Below are 17,355 nucleotides of genomic sequence, written 5' to 3'. Positions count from 1 at the left end.
AGGGGCCGCGTCCCTGGCCCGGGGGATGAAGAAGCTGCCTGGCATGCGGTCTCCGTCGCTCCTCCGCGCGCTCCCGGCCCTGACGCTCCTCGCGTCCGCGCCGGCGTTCGCGGCGGGGCGGGCGGACGCCCGGGTCGGGGTGAGCTGCCGGGTGGTCCGCTCGGCGCGGATCACGGTGGCGGCCGCGCCGGGCTCGGCCGCCGCGCCGCGCATCGCCCCCGCCGCCTTCGTCGCGCGCGTGAACGGCCAGCCGGCCGGGGCCGCGACCTGGAGCGAGCGCGTCGGCGCCGACGGGGTTCGCTACCCCGTGCTCACGGTCATGGCCGACGCCACGCCGTAAGTCCTGGACTCACTTTCTCGCTCATCTGCCTACATTGGGTAGAATCGGTCCCTCGCACGCGGGACCCCGTCCATGCCCAAGCGAATCATCGAGCCGACCGACCAGACCTTCACCGCTTCGCCGCTCGGCGCGGCCCACCCCGAGAAGCGCCCCTACCTCATCGTCCTGTCGGGTCCCCACTTCGGCGAGATCCACGCGCTCGAGCCCGGGCGCGAGCTGACCATCGGCCGCCGCGACGGCGCCGACATCCGCATCCGCGACGAGGGCGTCTCGCGGCTCCACGCGAGCATCCACGTCGAGGGCGGGTCGGCGCAGCTGCGCGACCTCGGCAGCCAGAACGGCACCTACGTCGAGGGCGCGCGGGTGGGCCAGCTGCGGCTCGCCGACGGGGCCCGGATCCACCTCGGCGTCTCGACCGTGCTGAAGCTCGCCTTCGCCGACGAGGTGGAGGCCGAGTACCAGCGGAAGCTCGCGCGCGGGGCGATGCACGAGCCGCTCACCGGGCTCTACAACCGGCGCCACTTCGCCGACCGGCTCGCCGCCGAGCTCGCCTCGGCGCAGCGTCACCAGCGCGCGCTCGCGCTGCTCATCGCCGACATCGATCACTTCAAGCGCGTGAACGACCGGTTCGGCCACCTGGCCGGCGACGAGGTCCTGAAGATGGTCGCCTACGTGCTGCAGGGCGCCGTCCGCAAGGAGGACGTGCTCGCCCGCTACGGGGGCGAGGAGTTCGTGATCCTGGCGCGCGAGACCGGTCCCACCGGCGCCCGCGCGCTCGCCGAGCGGGTGCGCAAGGCGGTGGAGCGCTCGCGCTGCGGCTGGCAGGAGCACGAGCTCGGGGTGACGGTCAGCGTGGGCGCGGCGGTGATCTCGGCGCTCACCCGCTACGTGCCCGGCGAGACCGATCGGGCCCTGCTCGCCGCCGCCGACCGGGCGCTCTACCAGGCCAAGCAGAACGGCCGGAACGGCTGCGTCACCGTCGCCGAGCCGGACGCCGAGGCGCCCTGACGCGCCGCGTCGGGCGGGGCTTGACCGGCCGACAGGGCGGTGAGATACCCGTTCGGCCATGCGCGTCACCCTCGGCACCCCCCTCAGGCCCACCGCTGATCCATCGCTCTCCGGGCTGTCGCAGGCGGAGCGCGCCGCTCGCGCCCTCGCCGAGTCCCGCCGGACCACCGAGGAGCCCCTGCTGCTCCGGCTCCTCACCGACTCGGTGGACTACCGCGGGACGCTGCGCACCGTCGTGGCGGCGCTCGTCCCGTCGGTGGCCGACTGGTGCTTCATCGACCTCATCGATCACGAGGGGGTGCCGCGCCGCGTCGAGGTGGGCCACGCCGACCCGACCAAGGGGGACCTCGCCTCCCGGATGCGCGCGCTGCCGATGGGCGTGGACTGGTCCACGCCGTCGGTGCAGAGCATGCGGGACCGCAGCCCCCGGCTCATCCGCCAGATCGACGCGAGCGTCCTCGCCTGGGCCACCCACGACGAGTCGCACCTCGAGATCCTGCGGGCCATCGGGCCCAACTCGATGATCATCCTGCCGCTGCAGTCGCGCGACCGGATCATCGGCGCCATCACCCTCATCCGCTCCACCACCCTGCCCGGCTTCGACGAGTCGAACCTGGTGGCGCTGCGCGAGGTGGCCGGCCCGGCCGCCCTCGCCATCGACAACGCCCGGCGGATGGCCGACGAGCGCGCCGCCCGCATCGCCGCCCAGCAGGAGGTGGACGTCGAGCGCCACGAGCGCATCCTCGCCCAGGAGGGCGTGGCCCGCCTGCGGCGGCTCCAGTCCGTCGCCGCCTCGCTCTCCGCGCCGCTCCCGCCCGTGGTGGCGGCCCGCGTCGCCTTCGAGAACGGGTTCTCGATGCTCGAGCCCTCGCGCGGCACGCTCGTGGGCCTGCGCGCCGACGGCGCGCTCGAGATGCTCTACGCCTACGGCTGGCCGGCCGACCTGCTGGAGCGCTGGCGCGTGTTCCCCGCCGACGCCCCGGCCCTGGTGGCCGAGGCGCACCGGACGCAGACGCCGATCTTCATCGACACCGTCGACGCGCTGCAGAACGCCTACCCGAACGTGCAGGAGCTGCCGAAGCTGCTCGGCGACCAGGCCCGCGCGGTGGTGCCGCTCCTCTGCGACGGCCGCTCGCTCGGGGCGGTCGGGCTCGCGTTCAGGAAGTCCCGCCGGCTCGACGACGGCGAGCGCGAGTTCATGATCGCCGTGGGCCACCTGCTCGCCCAGGCGATCGCGCGGGCCGCGCTGCGCGGGTAGGCTCCGCCCGGGCCGCCGCGGCTCGCAGAGCGTGCGGGCGGGCATGGCCGGTTTCCCCGCCCCCGCCGCGCACCGTCCCATCCCGCTTCACCCGCAGAGGTGCCCTCGCGCGCGGCTGCGGCCGCCCTCGCGGCGTTTCGCCGCGACGAGCCTTGTGGCACGGCCGATGCTCACCATGTTTCTCCGAAACCGGGGAGAACCCGACAAGGAGAAGACGTGATGATCAAGAAGCTCAGCATGCTGATCGCGGCGGCGTTCCTCGTCACCTCGCTGCCCGCGCTGGCCCAGGAGACCGGCGGGAGCACCACCGGCGGCGCGACGAGCGGCAGCACCACGGGCGGCGGCTCCACCGCCGCCGGCGGCGACACCAGCACCACCACCACCACCAAGACCAAGAAGACCCACAAGAAGACCAAGCACAAGAAGCACAAGAAGAGCTCGGACGAGATGGGCACCTCCGGCGCCGGCGGCACCGGCGGCGCGGCCCCCGCCACCGACGGCGGCACGCAGTAGCGCCTCGCGCCGGCCGCCCAGCCCGGCCGGTCGCCGGATCCCCGGGTCCTCGATCGCGCGAGGGCCCGGGGATTCGCTTTCGCGGCGCCCTACTTCACCGGGTTGAAGAGCCCGGCCGCCTTCTGCAGCCGGAGCGCGGCGAGGTCGGCGTTGAGCCCCTCGTTCACCCGGCCCAGCTCCGCCGAGACCAGCGCCGAGACCGCGTCGGAGACCTCGACGTAGGTGGCGGCGCCGGCGCGGAAGTTCACCTCCACGAGCCGGTGGTTCTCGCGCGCGAGCGCGAGCTGCTCGTCGGCCTTGGCGCGGTTCGCGACCGCGCTGTCGAGGTCGAGCCGGGCACGCTGCACCTCGTCCACCGCCTTGGCCTCGGTGCTCGCCCGGGTGGCCTCGGCCTCGGCCAGGCGCGCGCGGGCCTCGCGCAGGTTGGCCTCGCGCAGCCCGCCGTCGAAGAGGTTCCAGGAGAGCGAGAGCCCGAGATCCCAGCTCGTGTCCAGGCCGGTGAAGCCGGAGGCGTTCGACCAGCGGTAGTGGCCGAACGCGCCGAGCGCGGGCAGGTAGCCCGTGTAGAGCGCGTCGCGCTGCTGCGCGTCGAGCGTCACCGTCTGCCGCGCCGCCCGCACGTCGGGCCGCTCCGAGAGGGCCCGCGCCTCGAGGTCGCCGGCGGCGGTGGCGGGCTCGGGCGGCAGCTCCACCTCGAACGCCGTGTCCTTCCGGTCGAGGAGCGTCGCGAGGGAGATCCGGGCCTGCGCGTAGGAGGACTGCGCGCGCTTCAGGTCCTGCTCCGACCGGGCGCGGTCGATCTCGGCCCGGAGCAGCGTGATCTTGGGGACCGTCCCGGCCTCGTAGCGGGCGCGGGCGTCGCGCTCGTGGTCGCGGTTGGTGGCGAGGATCCGCTCCTGCACCGCCACCGCCTGCTTCAGGCTCGCCGCCCCGTAGTAGAGCTGCGCCGCGCCGAAGAGGATGTCGCGGCGCGCGGCCTCCACCGTCGAGGCGGAGAGCTCCTCGCCGGTGCGGGCGGTCTTCACGGCGTACCAGACCGCCGGGGCGAAGAGGGCCTGCGTGAGCTGGAGCTGCGCGTTCAGCTGGTCCTGCTTCTGCACCACCGCGGTCTCGTAGCCCGACGGGTACAGGAGCAGCGTCGTCGGGCCGCCCGGCGGGTTGGTGGGGCTGGCCGGGCTCGCGGGATCGTAGGCGGGGGGCTGCGTGGTCGTCGTCCCGGGCGGCACGGCGCCGCCGGCGGCGTCGCGGACGTAATAGCCGGTCGGCAGCTGGATCGCGGCCTCGACGTTGTTGTGCGTGTAGGTCGCGGCGGCCGAGAGCTGCGGCAGGTACCCGCTCCAGGCCTTGGCCGAGAGCTGGTTCGACTGCTCCAGCCGGGCCTGCGCCGCCTTGAGGTCGAGGTTGCGCGCCTGCGCCTGGCGGAGCGCCTCGTCGAGCGGGAGCACGGGGCCGGCCGCCGGGGCGGAGGTCGTGAGCGGCTGCGGCTGCGCCGCCGGGGCCGAGGGGGGCGGGAGTGGCTGCGGCTGCGCCGCGGCGAGCGCGAGCGCCAGGGTGAGACCCGTCATCGTTCCTCCTGGGAGGGCCGCCGGACAGGCGGCGGCTCGTTCCCGAGGCCCGTAGGTGTAACGGACTCCGGGCCGGAAGGGGCCCTCAAAACGCCGGGGGCGGGCCGCTACCGGGCGCGGCCCCCCATGTCCTCGACCTCGGCCTCGATGTCCTTGCGGTCCTCGGCGTCCGGCTTGAGCTCGAGGTACCGCTTGAAGGACCGGACCGCCCCGGCCCGGTCCCCCCGCTCCTTGCTGGCGAAGCCCAGGTAGTAGTGGGGCATCGGGTTCCGGGGCTCCTCCCGGGCCGCCTTCTCGTACCAGCCGAGCGCGGCGGCGGCGCCGGAAGCCTCGTGGGTGGCCCGCGCGATCTTGTAGTAGGCGGCCTTCTGGCCCGGGTCGGCGGCGAGCGCCGCCCGGTAGAGCCGGATCGCCTCCGCGGGCTGGCCCATCTTCGCGCGGCAGTCGCCGAGCGCGACCTTGAGCCGCTGCTCGCGCGGCGCGACCGCGATGGCGCGGTCGAGGGCCGCGACCGCCTCGGCGGTCCGCCCCTGCGACAGGTAGGCGCCCGAGAGCCGCTCGTAGGCCTCGAGCAGCCCGGGGGCGCGGGCGATGGCCGCCTTGTACGACTCGGCCGCCTCGGCCGCGGCGCCCGCCTTCTCCTGGGCCGCGCCGAGCGCCAGCGCGTACGCGGGCTCGTCGGGCGCGAGCTCCACCGCCTTGCGCCCGTGCTCCACCGCCTGGGCGGTCTCGTTCTTCGCGAGCAGGGCGCGGGAGAGCCAGTACTGGACCTCGGCCACGCCGGCGTCGAGGTTGGAGGCGGCGAGCAGGTCGTTCAGCGCCGGATCGGCCTGCCCCTGCTCGAGCTCCACCGCGCCGAGCCGCGCGCGGGCGAGCGCGCTCCGCGGATCCTGCGCCACCGCCGCCGAGAAGGCGGCCTGCGCGCCCGGGAGGTCCCGCTTCTGCCAGAGGAGCTGGCCGAGCGAGACCTGCGCCCCGGCCCGGTGCGGATCGGCGGCGAGCGCCTTCTGGAGCTCGGCCGTCGCGCCCGCCTCGTCGCCGCGCGCCAGGAGCACGCGCCCGAGCCCGTCGTGGGCCGCCGGGTGCTGCGGGTCGAGCTGCAGCGCCCGGCGGAACGACTGCTCCGCCTTGGCGAGGTCCTTGCGGGCGAGCCACAGCTCCCCGAGGCCGGCCTGCGGCTCGGGGTCGCCCGGGGCCTTCTCCACCGCGAGCTGGATGTCGGGGGCGGCCTTCTCGGGGTCGCCGCCGCGCAGCCGCGAGAGGCCCAGGGCGAGCCGCGCCTCCCAGAAGCCGGGGTCGCGCCGGGCGGCGTCCTCGTAGAGCTTCTCCGCCTCGGCCCGCTTCCCGAGCGACTCCTGGACGGCGCCCTTCGCGAGCAGGAGGCGCGGCTCCCCCGGCGCGGCGGCGAGCGCCGTGTCGAGGGCGGTGTTGGCGTCGAGCTGACGGCCGCCCTGCGCGAGGGCCCGGGCCCAGGCCTCCAGGAACACCGGATCGCGGCTGCCGCTGGCCGGCGAGAGCGCCGCGAGCGCCTGGTCGTAGGCGCCCCGCCGCGAGAGCTGGCGGGCCCAGGCGAGCCGCGCCGGGAGGTAGCCCGCGTCCTCGCGGACCGCCTGCTCGAGCTCGCGCTCCACGTCGGCGACCGGGGCCGCGCGGCGGCTCGCGATCTGGGCGAGGAGCGCGTGGGCCCGCGCCCGCTCGCGGGGGCCGAGCCGCCCCGCCGCGTCGGGGGCGATGGCCGCCCGCGCCGCCTCCTCGGCCGGGCCGAGCTCCCCCTGGGCCTCGAGCACCGCCCCGAGCTCGAGCGCCGCCGCGCTGCGGGTCGGCTCGCGCTTGCGGGCGTCCTCGAGCAGCGCGCGCGCCGTGGGCGCGTCGCCGCGGGCCTGCGCGAGCAGCGCCTGCGCCTCGCGGCCGCGCGCCGTGCCCGGGCGCGCTCGCTCGGCGCGGTCGAGCCAGGCGCGGGCCTTGGCGAGGTCCCTGCGGGCCCGCGCGGCGTCGGCGAGCAGGTAGAACATCTCCGGGTCGGCGCCCTTCTCGTCCCTCGCGGCCAGCTTCTCGAGCGCGGCGAGCGGGGCCTGGAGCCCGGCCTCGTTGCCGGGGAGGAGCGCGCGCGCGAGCCGGGCCTCGAGGAGCGCCGGCTCGGCGGCGTCGCCGTCCAGGGCCTCGAGGAGCTGCTGCGAGCGCTGCGCGGCCTGGTCCCCGCCGCCGTGCAGCCGCTGCAGCGCGAAGGCGGCCTGGGCGTAGAGGCCGGCCGCCTCGGCGTCGCGGCCGTCGATCCGGAGCGCCTGGTCGGCGAGGTCGAGGGCGGCGCGCCGCCCCGCGTAGTCGCCCTGCGCGAGCTTCTCGCGGGCCTGGCGGACGTAGCGGGCCCCCGGGCGATCCGGGCCGGTGCGGTGGAAGAGCGTGGCGTGGAAGAAGAAGCCGTGGTGGGTGAAGCCGGCGCCCACGCCGGCCGCGAGCACGAGGAGCGCCGCCGCGCCCGCGCCGGCGGCCGCGATCACGCGCCGGCGGCTCGCGAAGAAGGGCGCGCGGTGCGCCTCCGCCGAGGTGGGCGCGCCGCTCCCGAGCGCCATGGGGAGCGTGCCCGGCCCGGCGGCGGCGGCGGCGGCGCCCGGGGCCGGGGCGGCGCGGGTGGCGTGCGACGCGCCCTTGCCCTCGTCGAGCAGGTTCTCGAGCTCGGCCGCCTCGAAGCTGCCGAGCCCGCCGAGCCCGTCCGGCTCCGCCGCGGGCGGCGCGCCCGAAGCGGCGGGCGCCTCGGCAGGCGCGGCTGGGGCCGGCGGCGCGTCGAAGAGCGGCGCCTCCGGCGCGGGCGCCGGCGGGGGCGCGGCGGGCCGGCCGACGGTGGGCGGCGCCGGCACGCTCGTGAACGGGTCGTCCTCCGCCCCGAACGCCGCCTCGAGCGCGGCGAGGTCCGGCTCGGCGGGGCCGGCGGGAGGTGGCTCGGACGCCGGAAACGCTTCGGCTGCCGGGAACGGCTCGGGCTCCGGGAACGCTCCGGAGGCCGGGAAGGGCTCGGCGGCCGGGAAGGGCTCGGGCTCGGCCGCCGGGAACGGCTCCGCGGCATCGAACGGCTCGACCGCCGGGAAAGGCTCCGCGGCGTCGAATGGCTCGGCCGCCTGCGACGACGGCTCCCCCCAACCGGCGGCGCTCCCTCCCCGCTCGGGCGAGGAGGGCTGGGGCGGGGCGGCCAGCTGGCTCCGGATCTCGCCCCCGCCCTCTCCCTCCCCCGCTCCGCGGGAGAGGGGAAGAGGGGCTCCGGGTGGCAAGCGATCGCCAAAGGGCGAGGGCGCGTCCCACGGCACGGACGCGTCGAAGGGCGAGGTGGAGCTCGGTGACGCGGGCGCGTCGAACGGCGAGGCGCCGAACGGCGAGGCGGAGCTCGGTGACGCAGGCGCGTCGGACGGCGAGGCGGAGCTCGGTGACGCGGGCGCGTCGAACGGCGAGGCGGCGAACGGATCGGGACCGGCGAACGGGTCCGGCTCGCCGTCGAAGCCCGAGGGGAGCGGAGGAGGCGGGGCGATGGCTGCCGCCGGCGCGGGTGGCGCGGTCACGGCAGCTGGCGCGATCGCGGCGGGCGGCGCGGCGAAGGCGGGCGGAGGCGGCGAGATCGCGGCCGGCGGCGGGGCGGCCTCGGGCGCGGCCGGCTCCGCCCGTCTCACCTGGAAGACGTTCTTGCACCGGGGGCACCGGACCTTGAGCCCCTTCCCCGGGACGCGGGTGACGTCGATGTCGTACTCGGCGGAGCAGTCTGGGCAGGCGACCCGCATCGGTGCGTCCTTGCAAAAGGGCTGAAAAACAGGGCTCCGAGGGTACCATCGGCCCCCGGGCGTGACAAAGGTCGCGCCATCGCACGGCCCGCCCGCTTCCCCGGGCAAGGGAGCGAGCCGCATGCTACCTTCACCCGCCTCTCCCCACCGGAGCCTTCGAAGCCGTGCCGGACAGCGACGTCCTCATCCTCGGCGCCGGCCTCGCCGGCCTCTCCGCCGCGCTCCACGCGCGCCGCGCCTACCGGCTGGTGGAGCGCGCGGCGCGCCCGGGCGGCCTCTGCCGCACCGACGCCCGCGAGGGCTTCCTCTTCGACGCCACCGGCCACTGGCTCCACCTGCGCGATCCCGCCATGCGGGCGCTGGCCGAGGAGGCCCTGCCGGGCGGCTGGGTCACCGTGGAGCGGCGGGCCGGGATCTTCTCCCACCAGGTCTTCACCCGCTACCCGTACCAGGTGAACACCGCCGGGCTGCCGGCCGAGGTGATCGCCGAGAACGTGCTCGGCTTCATCGAGGCCCAGTACGGCGAGCAGGGGCGCGCGCTGCGGGAGCGCGAGCCGGCCACCTTCGGCGACTTCATCCGCCGCCACCTCGGCGAGGGCTTCGCGCGGAACTTCATGTTCCCGTACAACGAGAAGCTCTGGACGGTGCACCCCGACCGGCTGGGCGTGGAGTGGATGGGCCGCTTCGTGCCGCGCCCGACGGTGGCGCAGGTGGTCCGGGGCGCGCTCGGGCTCGAGGGGGACGAGGCCGGCTACAACGCGAGCTTCGTCTACCCGCGGGAGGGCGGCATCGAGGCCTTCGTGCGCGGGCTCGTGGCCCGCCTGCCGCGCGCCGCCGAGTGCGGCGTCCACCCGGTGTCGATCGACGCGGCCCGGCGCCGCTGCCGGCTCTCCACCGGCGAGGAGGTGGACTACGCGAGCGCGGTCGCCACCATCCCGCTGCCGGAGCTGGTCCGGCTCTGCGAGGACGCGCCCCCGGCCGTGCGCGAGGCGGCGGAGCGGCTGCGGGCCAACACCGTCACCTACGTCAACGTGGCCGCGCGCGACGTCGGCGCGCCCCCCTTCCACTGGGTCTACCTCCCCGAGAAGCGCTACGCCCCGTACCGGATCGGCTCGGCCTCGGCCGCGGTGCCGTCGCTCGCGCCCCCGGGGTGGCGCAGCTTCTACGTCGAGTTCGCCGCCGGCGCCCCCCTCCCCGCCGAGGTGGTCGAGCCGCAGGCGGTGGAGGCGCTGCTCGCGACCGGGTTCCTCCGCTCGCGCGAGGATGTGCGCTTCCTCGAGACCCGCTCCATCCCGCACGCCTACGTCCTCTACGACGCCGACTACGGCGCCGCGAAGGACGCGGTGGTCGCCTGGCTCGCCTCGCAGGGCATCCTCACCGCCGGGCGGTACGGGCGCTGGGAGTACTCCTCCATGGAAGACGCCTTGCTCACCGGGCGCGAATGCGGCAGAAACGCCTGACCGCATGCCCTCCGCGACGCCCAGGCTCTCGGTGGTGATCCCCGTCTACGACGAGGAGACGATCGTCCGCGAGGCCTGCCTCGAGCTCATGGCGCGGCTCGACGAGCGCGGGATCGACTACGAGCTCATCCTCACCGAGAACGGGTCCCGCGACCGCACCGTCGAGATCCTGGAGTCGCTCGCCCGCGAGCGGCCGCGGCTGCGCTTCCTCCACTCCGACGAGCCGAACTACGGGCTCGCGCTGCGGCGCGGGATCCTCGAGGCCCGCGGCGAGGTGGTGGTCTGCGACGAGATCGACCTCTGCGACGTCCGCTTCTACGACCGCGCCCTCCCGGTGCTCGACGCCGGCGAGGCCGACATGGTGGTGGGCTCGAAGCGCGCCCCGGGCTCGCGCGACCGCCGGCCCGCCTACCGGCGCCTCGCCACCTACGTCCACAACCAGCTCCTCGCGATCCTGCTCGGCTTCGAGGGCACCGACACCCACGGGGTGAAGGCCTTCCTGCGCGAGCGGGTGGCGCCGGTGGCCCGGCGCTGCGTGGTGGACAAGGACGTCTTCGCGAGCGAGCTCGTGCTGCGCGCCTCGCTCGAGGGCAAGCGGGTGGTCGAGATCCCGGTCACGCTCGAGGAGAAGCGGCCGCCCTCCATCGCCCTCTTCAAGCGGGTCCCCAACGTGCTGCGGCAGGTGGCGAAGCTGTTCTGGGTGCTGCGGGTGAAGGCCCCGGCGCGCGCCACCGACCCCGAGGCGGAGCGCCCGGAGAAGGCGTGAGCGGGCTCGCCGCGCTGTCGATCGACCTCGACGCGCTCCGGCACTACCACCGCATCCACGGCCTGCCCGACCCGCCCGCCGGCGCGGGCCCGGATCCGGTCTACGCGAAGGCGACCGCGCGCTTCGGCGAGCTCTGCGCGCGGCTCGGCGTCCGGGGGACGGTCTTCGCCGTCGGCGAGGAGCTCGCCGACCCGGCGGCCGCGGCGGCGGTGCGGGCGCTCGCCCGCGGCGGGCACGAGATCGCGAACCACACCTTCTCGCACGACTACGCGCTCACGCGCCTCCCCGCGGACGCGCTGGCGGCGGAGGTGGCGCGGGGGGCCGCGGCGATCGCCGCGGCGGTGGGGACGCCGCCCTGCGGCTTCCGCGCGCCCGGGTACACGCTCACCGCGCCCCTCCTCGCGGCGCTCGCGGCGCAGGGCTACCGCTACGACTCGTCCGCCTTCCCGGCGGCGCCCTACTGGCTCGCCAAGGCGGCGGTGATGGGGCTGCTCGCGCTGCGCGGCCGACCCTCGCGCGCCATCCTCGACCGGCCCCGCGTGCTGGCCGCGCCCCGCGCGCCCTACCGGCCCGACCCGGCGGAGCCGTACCGCCCCGGCCCGGCGACCGCGGGCGCGGCCCCGGGGCTCCTGGAGCTGCCCATCACCACCGGGCTCCTGGGGTTCCCGCTCATCGGCACCTTCGTGGCCACCCTCCCGCCCGGGCTCCTCCGCGCCGCCCGGGCGGGGACCTCGCGCCTGCCGCTCTTCAACCTGGAGCTCCACGGCGTGGATCTCCTCGACGCCTCCGACACGCGCCCGGAGCTCTCGGCCCGCCAGCGCGACCTCCGCGCGCCGGCGTCGCGGAAGCTCGCGGCCATCGAGGCGTTCGCGCGCTCGCTCGGCCGCTCCTGGCGGCCCCTGGCGGAGGTCCCGGCGGCGCTCGGCGTCCAGGGCTGAGGCTCGCCCGGGCCGGCGCCCGCCCCGTCGTCCCACACTCCCCGTGAGGCCGGCGCGTAGAATGGTCACCGGGGGGATCCGGATGCGACCGGAGGACGCAGGCGCCGCGGAGGTGGCGCTCCCGGCAGAGGAGATCCTGCAGGCGCTGCCCTCCGCCATCGCGGTGCTCGAGCCCGACCTGCCCGAGCTCCGGTACCGCTACGTCAACTCGGCCTACCAGCAGCTCCGGCCCGATCGCGCCATGGTCGGGCGCACCGTCTCCGAGGTCTGGCCCGAGTACGCGGCCGAGTGGCTAAGGCTCGCCGCCCAGGTCCTCGAGGGCGGGCAGCGCTACCAGGCGGCCGACGTGCCCTTCTTCCGGGGGCGGCCCGGCGCCCCGCCCCGGGAGGTCTGGTACAGCTTCACCTTCGACCGGCTGGCCGCCCGCCCGCCGCGCCCGGCGGAGCTCCTCGTCCAGGTGGTGGAGACGACCGCGCACGTCGAGCAGCGGCGCTCCGCCATGCGGCTCGCGCAGGCGGCGAGCCGCAGCGCCTCCCTCCTCGACGCCCTCTTCTCGGCCGCGCCCCTCGGCCTCGCCTTCGTCGATCGCGACCTGCGCTTCGAGCGGGTCAACGCCGCGCTCGCCGCGCTCGACGGCGTCGCGGTGAAGGAGCACCTCGGCCGGCCGGTGCAGGAGCTCCTGCCCGGCTGCCGCGGCGAGGCGCGCGCCCGCGACTTTCGCCGCATCCTCGAGACCGGCGAGCCGATGCTCGACGTGGAGCTCGAGGGCGACACCCCGGGCCGCCCGGGCGACGTCCGCGCCTGGCGCGAGAGCTGGTTCCCGGTGCACCAGGGCGACGAGGTGGTGGGGCTCGGCGTGGTGGTGGCCGACGTGACCGCCGAGCGCCGGATCGCCGAGCTCCAGAAGAACCTCATGGGGCTGGTGAGCCACGACCTGCGCACGCCCCTCTCCGCCATCCGCACCGGCGTCCACCTCCTCTTCCAGCAGGGGGGGCCGGAGGAGCGCCGGTCGCGGATCCTGAGCCGGATGTCCTCGAGCGCCGACCGGATGCAGTCGATCATCCACGACCTGCTCGACTTCAGCCGGATCCAGGCCTCGGGCGGCCTCGCCATCTCGCGGCGGCCGGCCCGGATCGAGGAGGTCTGCGCCCGCGCCGTGCAGGAGGTGCGGGAGCTCAAGCCCTCCTGCGACGTCCGGCTCACCAGCCACGGCGACGGGGCCGGCGAGTGGGACCCGGAGCGGCTCGTGCAGGTGGTCTCGAACCTGGTGACGAACGCGGTGCAGCACAGCCGGCCGGGCGCGCCGGTGCTGGTCGCCGCCGAGGGGCTCGCGGACGAGGTCCGGGTCGAGGTGCGCAACCAGGGCGAGCCGATCCCCGAGGAGCTGCGGCGCCGCCTCTTCCGGCCCTTCTCGCGCGGGCCGCGCGCCGGGAGCTTCGGCCTCGGCCTCTACATCGTCCGCGAGATCGTGCGCAGCCACGGCGGCGCCGTGGAGGTCCGCTCCACGCCCGAGGAGGGGACGTCGTTCACCGTGCGGCTGCCGAGGCGCGCCGCGCCGTGATAAGTCCCTCGCATGGCCGACCTCGGCAAGCTCCTCCAGGAGCGGCTCAAGGCGCTCACCTACGAGCTCGGCGGGCCGGGCACGCAGGCCCGCATCGAGAAGCTCACGCCCCCCCGGAACGAGTTCGGGGTGGACCCGTACGGCTTCGACGTGGAGTACACCACCGCGGCCATCGCCCCGCTCCTCTGGCTCTACCGCAAGTACTTCCGCGTCGAGGTCCACGGCATCGAGCGGGTCCCGCCCGAGGGCCGGCTGCTCTTCGTCGCCAACCACTCCGGCCAGCTCCCCTTCGACGCCGCCATGATCCTGGTGGCGCTCTTCGTGGAGCTCGATCCGCCGCGCGCGGCCCGCACCCTGGTGGAGAAGTGGGTCTCGACGCTGCCCTTCGTCTCCACGCTCTACGCCCGCTGCGGGCAGATCGTGGGCACGCCCGAGAACTGCCGCCGGCTCCTCGCCGCCGACGAGGCGCTGATCGTCTTCCCGGAGGGCGTGCGCGGGCTCAACAAGCCCTGGTCGAAGCGCTACCAGCTCCAGGGGTTCGGGCAGGGCTTCCTCCGGCTGGCGCTCGAGTGCGACACCCCCATCGTGCCGGTCGGCGTCGTCGGCGCCGAGGAGCAGTCGATGGCCCTCACCGAGCTGCCGCGCCTGGCGCGCCTGCTCTCGATGCCGGCCCTGCCGCTCACCCCCACCGGCCTGCCCTTCCCGCTGCCCTCCCGGTACCACCTCTGGTTCGGCGACCCGCTGCGCTTCGAGGGCTCGCCGGACGACGACGACGCCGAGCTCGAGCGGAAGGTGGACGCGGTGAAGGGGGCCATCGACGGGCTCCTGAAGCAGGGGCTCGCCGAGCGCAAGCACGTCTTCTGGTAAGGACCGCCCGTGCCCCACCCGCTCCCGCCCGTCAGCTTCCCCGGCATGCCGCGCTCGGTCGCCATCACCGGCATCTCCGGCAACCTCGGGCGCGCCCTCGCGAAGCTCCTCCACACCGAGACCCGGCTGGTCGGCGTCGACCGGCGCCCCTTCCCCGAGAAGCCCAAGGACGTCACGCACCACCAGGTGGACATCCGCAAGAAGAAGGTGGACGAGGTCTTCCGCCACGAGCGGATCGAGGCGCTCATCCACCTCGGCATCATGCACGACCCGCGGATGCCCTTCTCCGAGGCCCACCGCTTCAACATCCTCGGGACGCAGAAGGTGCTCGACCTGTGCGTCAAGCACGGGGTGAAGAAGGTGGTGGTGCTCTCGAGCGCCAACGTCTACGGCCCGCTCCCCGACAACTCCAACTTCCTCACCGAGGAGACCCCGCTCCTCGCCGCCGAGCGCTACAGCGACTTCCGCGACCTCGTCGAGCTCGACATGTACGCGCAGTCGTTCCTGTGGAAGCACCCGGAGCTCGAGACCGTGATCCTGCGGCCGGTGCACATCGTCGGCCCGACCGTCCGCAACGCCCCCTCGAACTACCTGCGGCTCGCCCAGCCCATCACCGTGATGGGCTTCGATCCCATGGTGCAGCTCATCCACGAGGGCGACGCCTGCCGGGCGCTTGCGCTCGCGCTCAAGCCGGGTGTCCGGGGCATCTACAACGTGACCGGCCCGGGCGAGGTGCCGCTCTCCGCGGCGCTGCGCGAGCTCGGGCGCAAGCCCATCCCGGTGCCGCACTTCCTCGTGCGGCCCCTGGTGCGGCGCGCCTTCGAGGCCCGGCTCACGAGCTTCCCGCCCGAGGAGATCGACCACATCCAGTACCTCTGCAACGTGGACGGCTCCCGGGCGGTGCGGGAGATGGGCTGGGCGCCGCACTACGGGCTGCGCGAGACCATCCGCAGCGTTCTCCCAGGGTGAAGTCCGGCCGCCCCTCCGGAAGGGGGCGACACGGACGGACCGTGTGGCGTATGCTCACCCACATGCGCGCCCTCGCACCCGCCCTCGCCGCCTGTTCGCTGCTCGCCGCGTCCGCCTTCGCCCAGGAGTGGCGGCCCACGGGCGAGGTGCAGTTCATCGCGAGCGGCAGCGCCTCCGGCAGCGCGTCCTTCGACGACGCCCGGGTGGTGGGACCGCTCGTCAACATGACCCGGCGCGCCGACGGCACCTGGGCCGGCGATCTCAAGCGGCACGACTACGACCTCCGGCTCGAGCAGGATCACCTCCACGGCACCAACTTCGACGTCTGGGTGACGACCAAGGACGGCCACACCGAGATCCGGGGGCTCGTGGAGGGGAAGCGCATCAGCGTGGAGATCGACGAGAAGTCGCTGAGCGGCCGCTACGGCGCCTGCTCGCTCGACATGCCCCGGAAGGAGCCGGGCCTGTTCCAGGGCGAGGTCGGCTGCGTCTACCGCAAGGGCGTCCTCCCGACCACCGGCCGTGCCGGCGTGCGCCTGAGCGGCAGCGCCGCCGCCGTCCCGCCGCCGCCGGCGCAGCTCGCGCTCGCGCTGGCGGCCGTGCTCCCGGGCTAGTACAACACCGCCCCCTATGTCCGATCGCCTCGTTCGCGGCCTGTTCCAGGACCGCGGCCTGCGCGCGGTCTTCGTCCGCGTGACGGAGACCGCCCGCATCGCCCGGATGCTGCACGGCCTCTACCCCACCTCCGCCCGGCTCTTCGCCGAGGCGCTGGCCGCCGGCCTGCTCACCGCGGCGCTGCAGAAGGACGGCAGCCGGGTGAACCTGCAGCTCGCCTGCGACGGCCCGCTCCGCGGCCTGCTGGTGGACGCCGGCCAGGACGGCAGCGTGCGCGGCTACGTCCGCTCGCCCCAGGTGGACTTCCCCGCCAGCGCGCCCGAGGCGGGCGACCGGGCCGCCCTCGGGGGCGAGGGGTACCTGTCGGTGCTCCGGGACCAGGGGAACGGGCAGTACCACCGGAGCCAGATCGAGCTCGAGGCGCTCACGCTCGCCGGCGATCTGCGCCGCTTCTACGAGAAGAGCGAGCAGGTGGAGTCGGCGCTCGACGTGCGGGTGATCCCGGCCGAGGGGCAGCCCATCGGCGACGCGGCCGGGGTGCTCGTGCAGAAGCTGCCGGGCGGCGACCAGGCCGCCCTGGAGCAGGTGCGCGCGCGCATCGCCGAGGGCGCCTTCCTGGGCGCGGTGAAGGCCGGCGCGACGGCGCAGGAGGCGATCGCCGCCGTCGCCGGGCCCGGGTTCGAGCTGCTCGGCGACCTCGAGGTGGCCTACCGCTGCTCCTGCGGCCCCGACCGCGCCCGCGTGGCGGTGTCGGCGCTCGGCCGCGACGGCATCCTCGACGTGCTCGCGAACGAGAAGCAGGCGGTCATCACCTGCGAGTTCTGCCGGCAGACGTACGTGGTCGCCGAGCCCGAGCTGCGCGACATCCTGGGGCGGCTCTCCCAGGACGCCTGAGCGCCCGCGAGGAACCCTCTCGGCGAGGATTCCCTCACGGGCTCTGACCCCCTCTTCGTGGTAGCATCGGCGCCCGCCCTGGGCGCCGGTGCCGCCCGCGCGAGGAGCCGACCCATGGTGAAGAAGAAGAGCAGGACCAAGCCGGCGCGCGCCGCCGCCGCCCCGCGGCCGGCCCGGCCCGCCGCGGCCCCCGCCCGCAAGGCCCCCGCCCGCAAGAAGACCGCCCTGCGCACCGCCGCGCGCCCTGCCGGCCGGCGGCCCTCCGAGGGCGGCGCCCGCCCCGAGCAGCCGCTCGGCGTCGGGGTCGGCGACGCCTTCGCGGTGGCGCGGCTCGGCGCCGGCGCCCGCCGCGGGGCGCGGTCGCGCCAGAACGTCCGCGAGCTCAGCTGGGAGACCTTCGGCGAGATCGCCCGCGCCCTCGCCGGCCGCATCGGCGAGACCTTCCGGCCCCAGGTGGTCGTCGGCATCGCCAAGGGCGGCGTGGTCGTGGGCGGCGCGCTCGCCGCGGCGCTCGACGTGGACTTCCACCCGCTCCGGCTGGCGGCGCGCGGCGCGGCGGCCGACGGCGAGGCGCTCCCCGAGCTCGCCGGGAAGCGCGTGCTCCTCGTGGACGACGTCTGCCAGACCGGCCGCACCCTCGACCGCGCCCGCGCCCTGCTCCGCCGCGCCGGCGCGGCGGCGGTGCGCACGGCCGCCGTGGTCTCCCGCCCCCGCGGCGGGCGCCCCGACTTCTCGGCGCTGCAGACCGACGCCGTGGCGGTGTTCCCCTGGGACTACCAGCTCCACACCCCGGACCTGGGCGGCGGCGAGGACCCCGGCGAGGCGGGGGTGTGACGG

General features: G+C 75.8%; 15 protein-coding genes and 1 pseudogene. 13 read left to right on the top strand and 3 right to left on the bottom strand.

Going from position 1 to position 17,355, the window contains the following annotated elements:
• The first annotated feature begins 43 nt into the window (after positions 1 to 43).
• The 4 genes from AMPC_RS16825 to AMPC_RS16810 all read left to right on the top strand — a co-directional run bounded on the left by AMPC_RS16825 (position 44) and on the right by AMPC_RS16810 (position 3,119).
• Positions 44 to 340, top strand: a complete 297-nt coding sequence (locus tag AMPC_RS16825; protein ID WP_248342574.1) for a hypothetical protein — start codon at positions 44 to 46, stop codon at positions 338 to 340.
• Between the two features lie 72 nt (positions 341 to 412).
• Positions 413 to 1,348 (top strand): GGDEF domain-containing protein, encoded by a 936-nt coding sequence (locus AMPC_RS16820; protein ID WP_248342573.1) that lies wholly within the window; start codon positions 413 to 415, stop codon positions 1,346 to 1,348.
• 58 nt (positions 1,349 to 1,406) lie between these two features.
• The gene (locus AMPC_RS16815) at positions 1,407 to 2,606 is read left to right on the top strand and encodes a GAF domain-containing protein (protein ID WP_248342572.1); all 1,200 of its coding nucleotides are present in this window, start codon (positions 1,407 to 1,409) and stop codon (positions 2,604 to 2,606) included.
• Between the two features lie 219 nt (positions 2,607 to 2,825).
• Entirely contained in the window at positions 2,826 to 3,119 is a 294-nt protein-coding gene (locus AMPC_RS16810; RefSeq protein ID WP_248342571.1) for a hypothetical protein, read from the top strand.
• 89 nt (positions 3,120 to 3,208) lie between these two features.
• Here the strand turns inward: AMPC_RS16810 and AMPC_RS16805 are convergent, their stop codons facing one another.
• The 3 genes and pseudogenes from AMPC_RS16805 to AMPC_RS20620 all read right to left on the bottom strand — a co-directional run.
• Positions 3,209 to 4,684, bottom strand: coding sequence for a TolC family protein (locus AMPC_RS16805; protein WP_248342570.1), 1,476 nt, complete (start codon positions 4,682 to 4,684; stop codon positions 3,209 to 3,211).
• 107 nt (positions 4,685 to 4,791) lie between these two features.
• Entirely contained in the window at positions 4,792 to 7,947 is a 3,156-nt protein-coding gene (locus AMPC_RS16800) for a tetratricopeptide repeat protein (RefSeq protein ID WP_248342569.1), read from the bottom strand.
• Between the two features lie 441 nt (positions 7,948 to 8,388).
• A pseudogene (locus tag AMPC_RS20620) lies at positions 8,389 to 8,448 on the bottom strand (hypothetical protein); the annotation flags it as partial.
• 164 nt (positions 8,449 to 8,612) lie between these two features.
• On the opposite strand from AMPC_RS20620, the gene AMPC_RS16790 reads away from it, so the two are divergent.
• From AMPC_RS16790 to AMPC_RS16750, 9 genes are all read left to right on the top strand, one after another.
• Entirely contained in the window at positions 8,613 to 9,908 is a 1,296-nt protein-coding gene (locus AMPC_RS16790) for a protoporphyrinogen/coproporphyrinogen oxidase (RefSeq protein WP_248342567.1), read from the top strand.
• A 4-nt stretch (positions 9,909 to 9,912) separates the two neighbouring features.
• The gene (locus AMPC_RS16785; protein WP_248342566.1) at positions 9,913 to 10,674 is read left to right on the top strand and encodes a glycosyltransferase family 2 protein; all 762 of its coding nucleotides are present in this window, start codon (positions 9,913 to 9,915) and stop codon (positions 10,672 to 10,674) included.
• Positions 10,671 to 11,612, top strand: a complete 942-nt coding sequence (locus AMPC_RS16780) for a polysaccharide deacetylase family protein (RefSeq protein ID WP_248342565.1) — start codon at positions 10,671 to 10,673, stop codon at positions 11,610 to 11,612. The genes AMPC_RS16785 and AMPC_RS16780 overlap by 4 nt, the downstream gene beginning before the upstream one ends.
• A 112-nt stretch (positions 11,613 to 11,724) precedes the next feature.
• Positions 11,725 to 13,173, top strand: coding sequence for a sensor histidine kinase (locus tag AMPC_RS16775; protein ID WP_248342564.1), 1,449 nt, complete (start codon positions 11,725 to 11,727; stop codon positions 13,171 to 13,173).
• A gap of 12 nt (positions 13,174 to 13,185) precedes the next feature.
• Positions 13,186 to 14,040 carry a lysophospholipid acyltransferase family protein gene (locus AMPC_RS16770; RefSeq protein ID WP_248342563.1) on the top strand — a complete coding sequence of 285 codons (855 nt, stop codon included), beginning with the start codon at positions 13,186 to 13,188 and terminating at the stop codon, positions 14,038 to 14,040.
• Positions 14,041 to 14,085: 45 nt separating this feature from the next.
• Positions 14,086 to 15,009 (top strand): SDR family oxidoreductase, encoded by a 924-nt coding sequence (locus tag AMPC_RS16765; RefSeq protein ID WP_248346350.1) that lies wholly within the window; start codon positions 14,086 to 14,088, stop codon positions 15,007 to 15,009.
• 62 nt (positions 15,010 to 15,071) lie between these two features.
• Positions 15,072 to 15,623, top strand: a complete 552-nt coding sequence (locus AMPC_RS16760; protein ID WP_248342562.1) for a hypothetical protein — start codon at positions 15,072 to 15,074, stop codon at positions 15,621 to 15,623.
• A gap of 16 nt (positions 15,624 to 15,639) precedes the next feature.
• On the top strand, positions 15,640 to 16,518 hold the full coding sequence (hslO, locus tag AMPC_RS16755) for an Hsp33 family molecular chaperone HslO (protein WP_248342561.1): 879 nt from the start codon (positions 15,640 to 15,642) through the stop codon (positions 16,516 to 16,518).
• A 114-nt stretch (positions 16,519 to 16,632) separates the two neighbouring features.
• Positions 16,633 to 17,352, top strand: a complete 720-nt coding sequence (locus AMPC_RS16750) for a phosphoribosyltransferase (RefSeq protein WP_248342560.1) — start codon at positions 16,633 to 16,635, stop codon at positions 17,350 to 17,352.
• Positions 17,353 to 17,355 lie beyond the last annotated feature (3 nt).

The sequence above is a fragment of the Anaeromyxobacter paludicola genome (genome assembly GCF_023169965.1).
Taxonomy (GTDB): Bacteria; Myxococcota; Myxococcia; order Myxococcales; family Anaeromyxobacteraceae; genus Anaeromyxobacter_B; species Anaeromyxobacter_B paludicola.
This window is presented reverse-complemented; position numbering and strand designations above follow the sequence as displayed.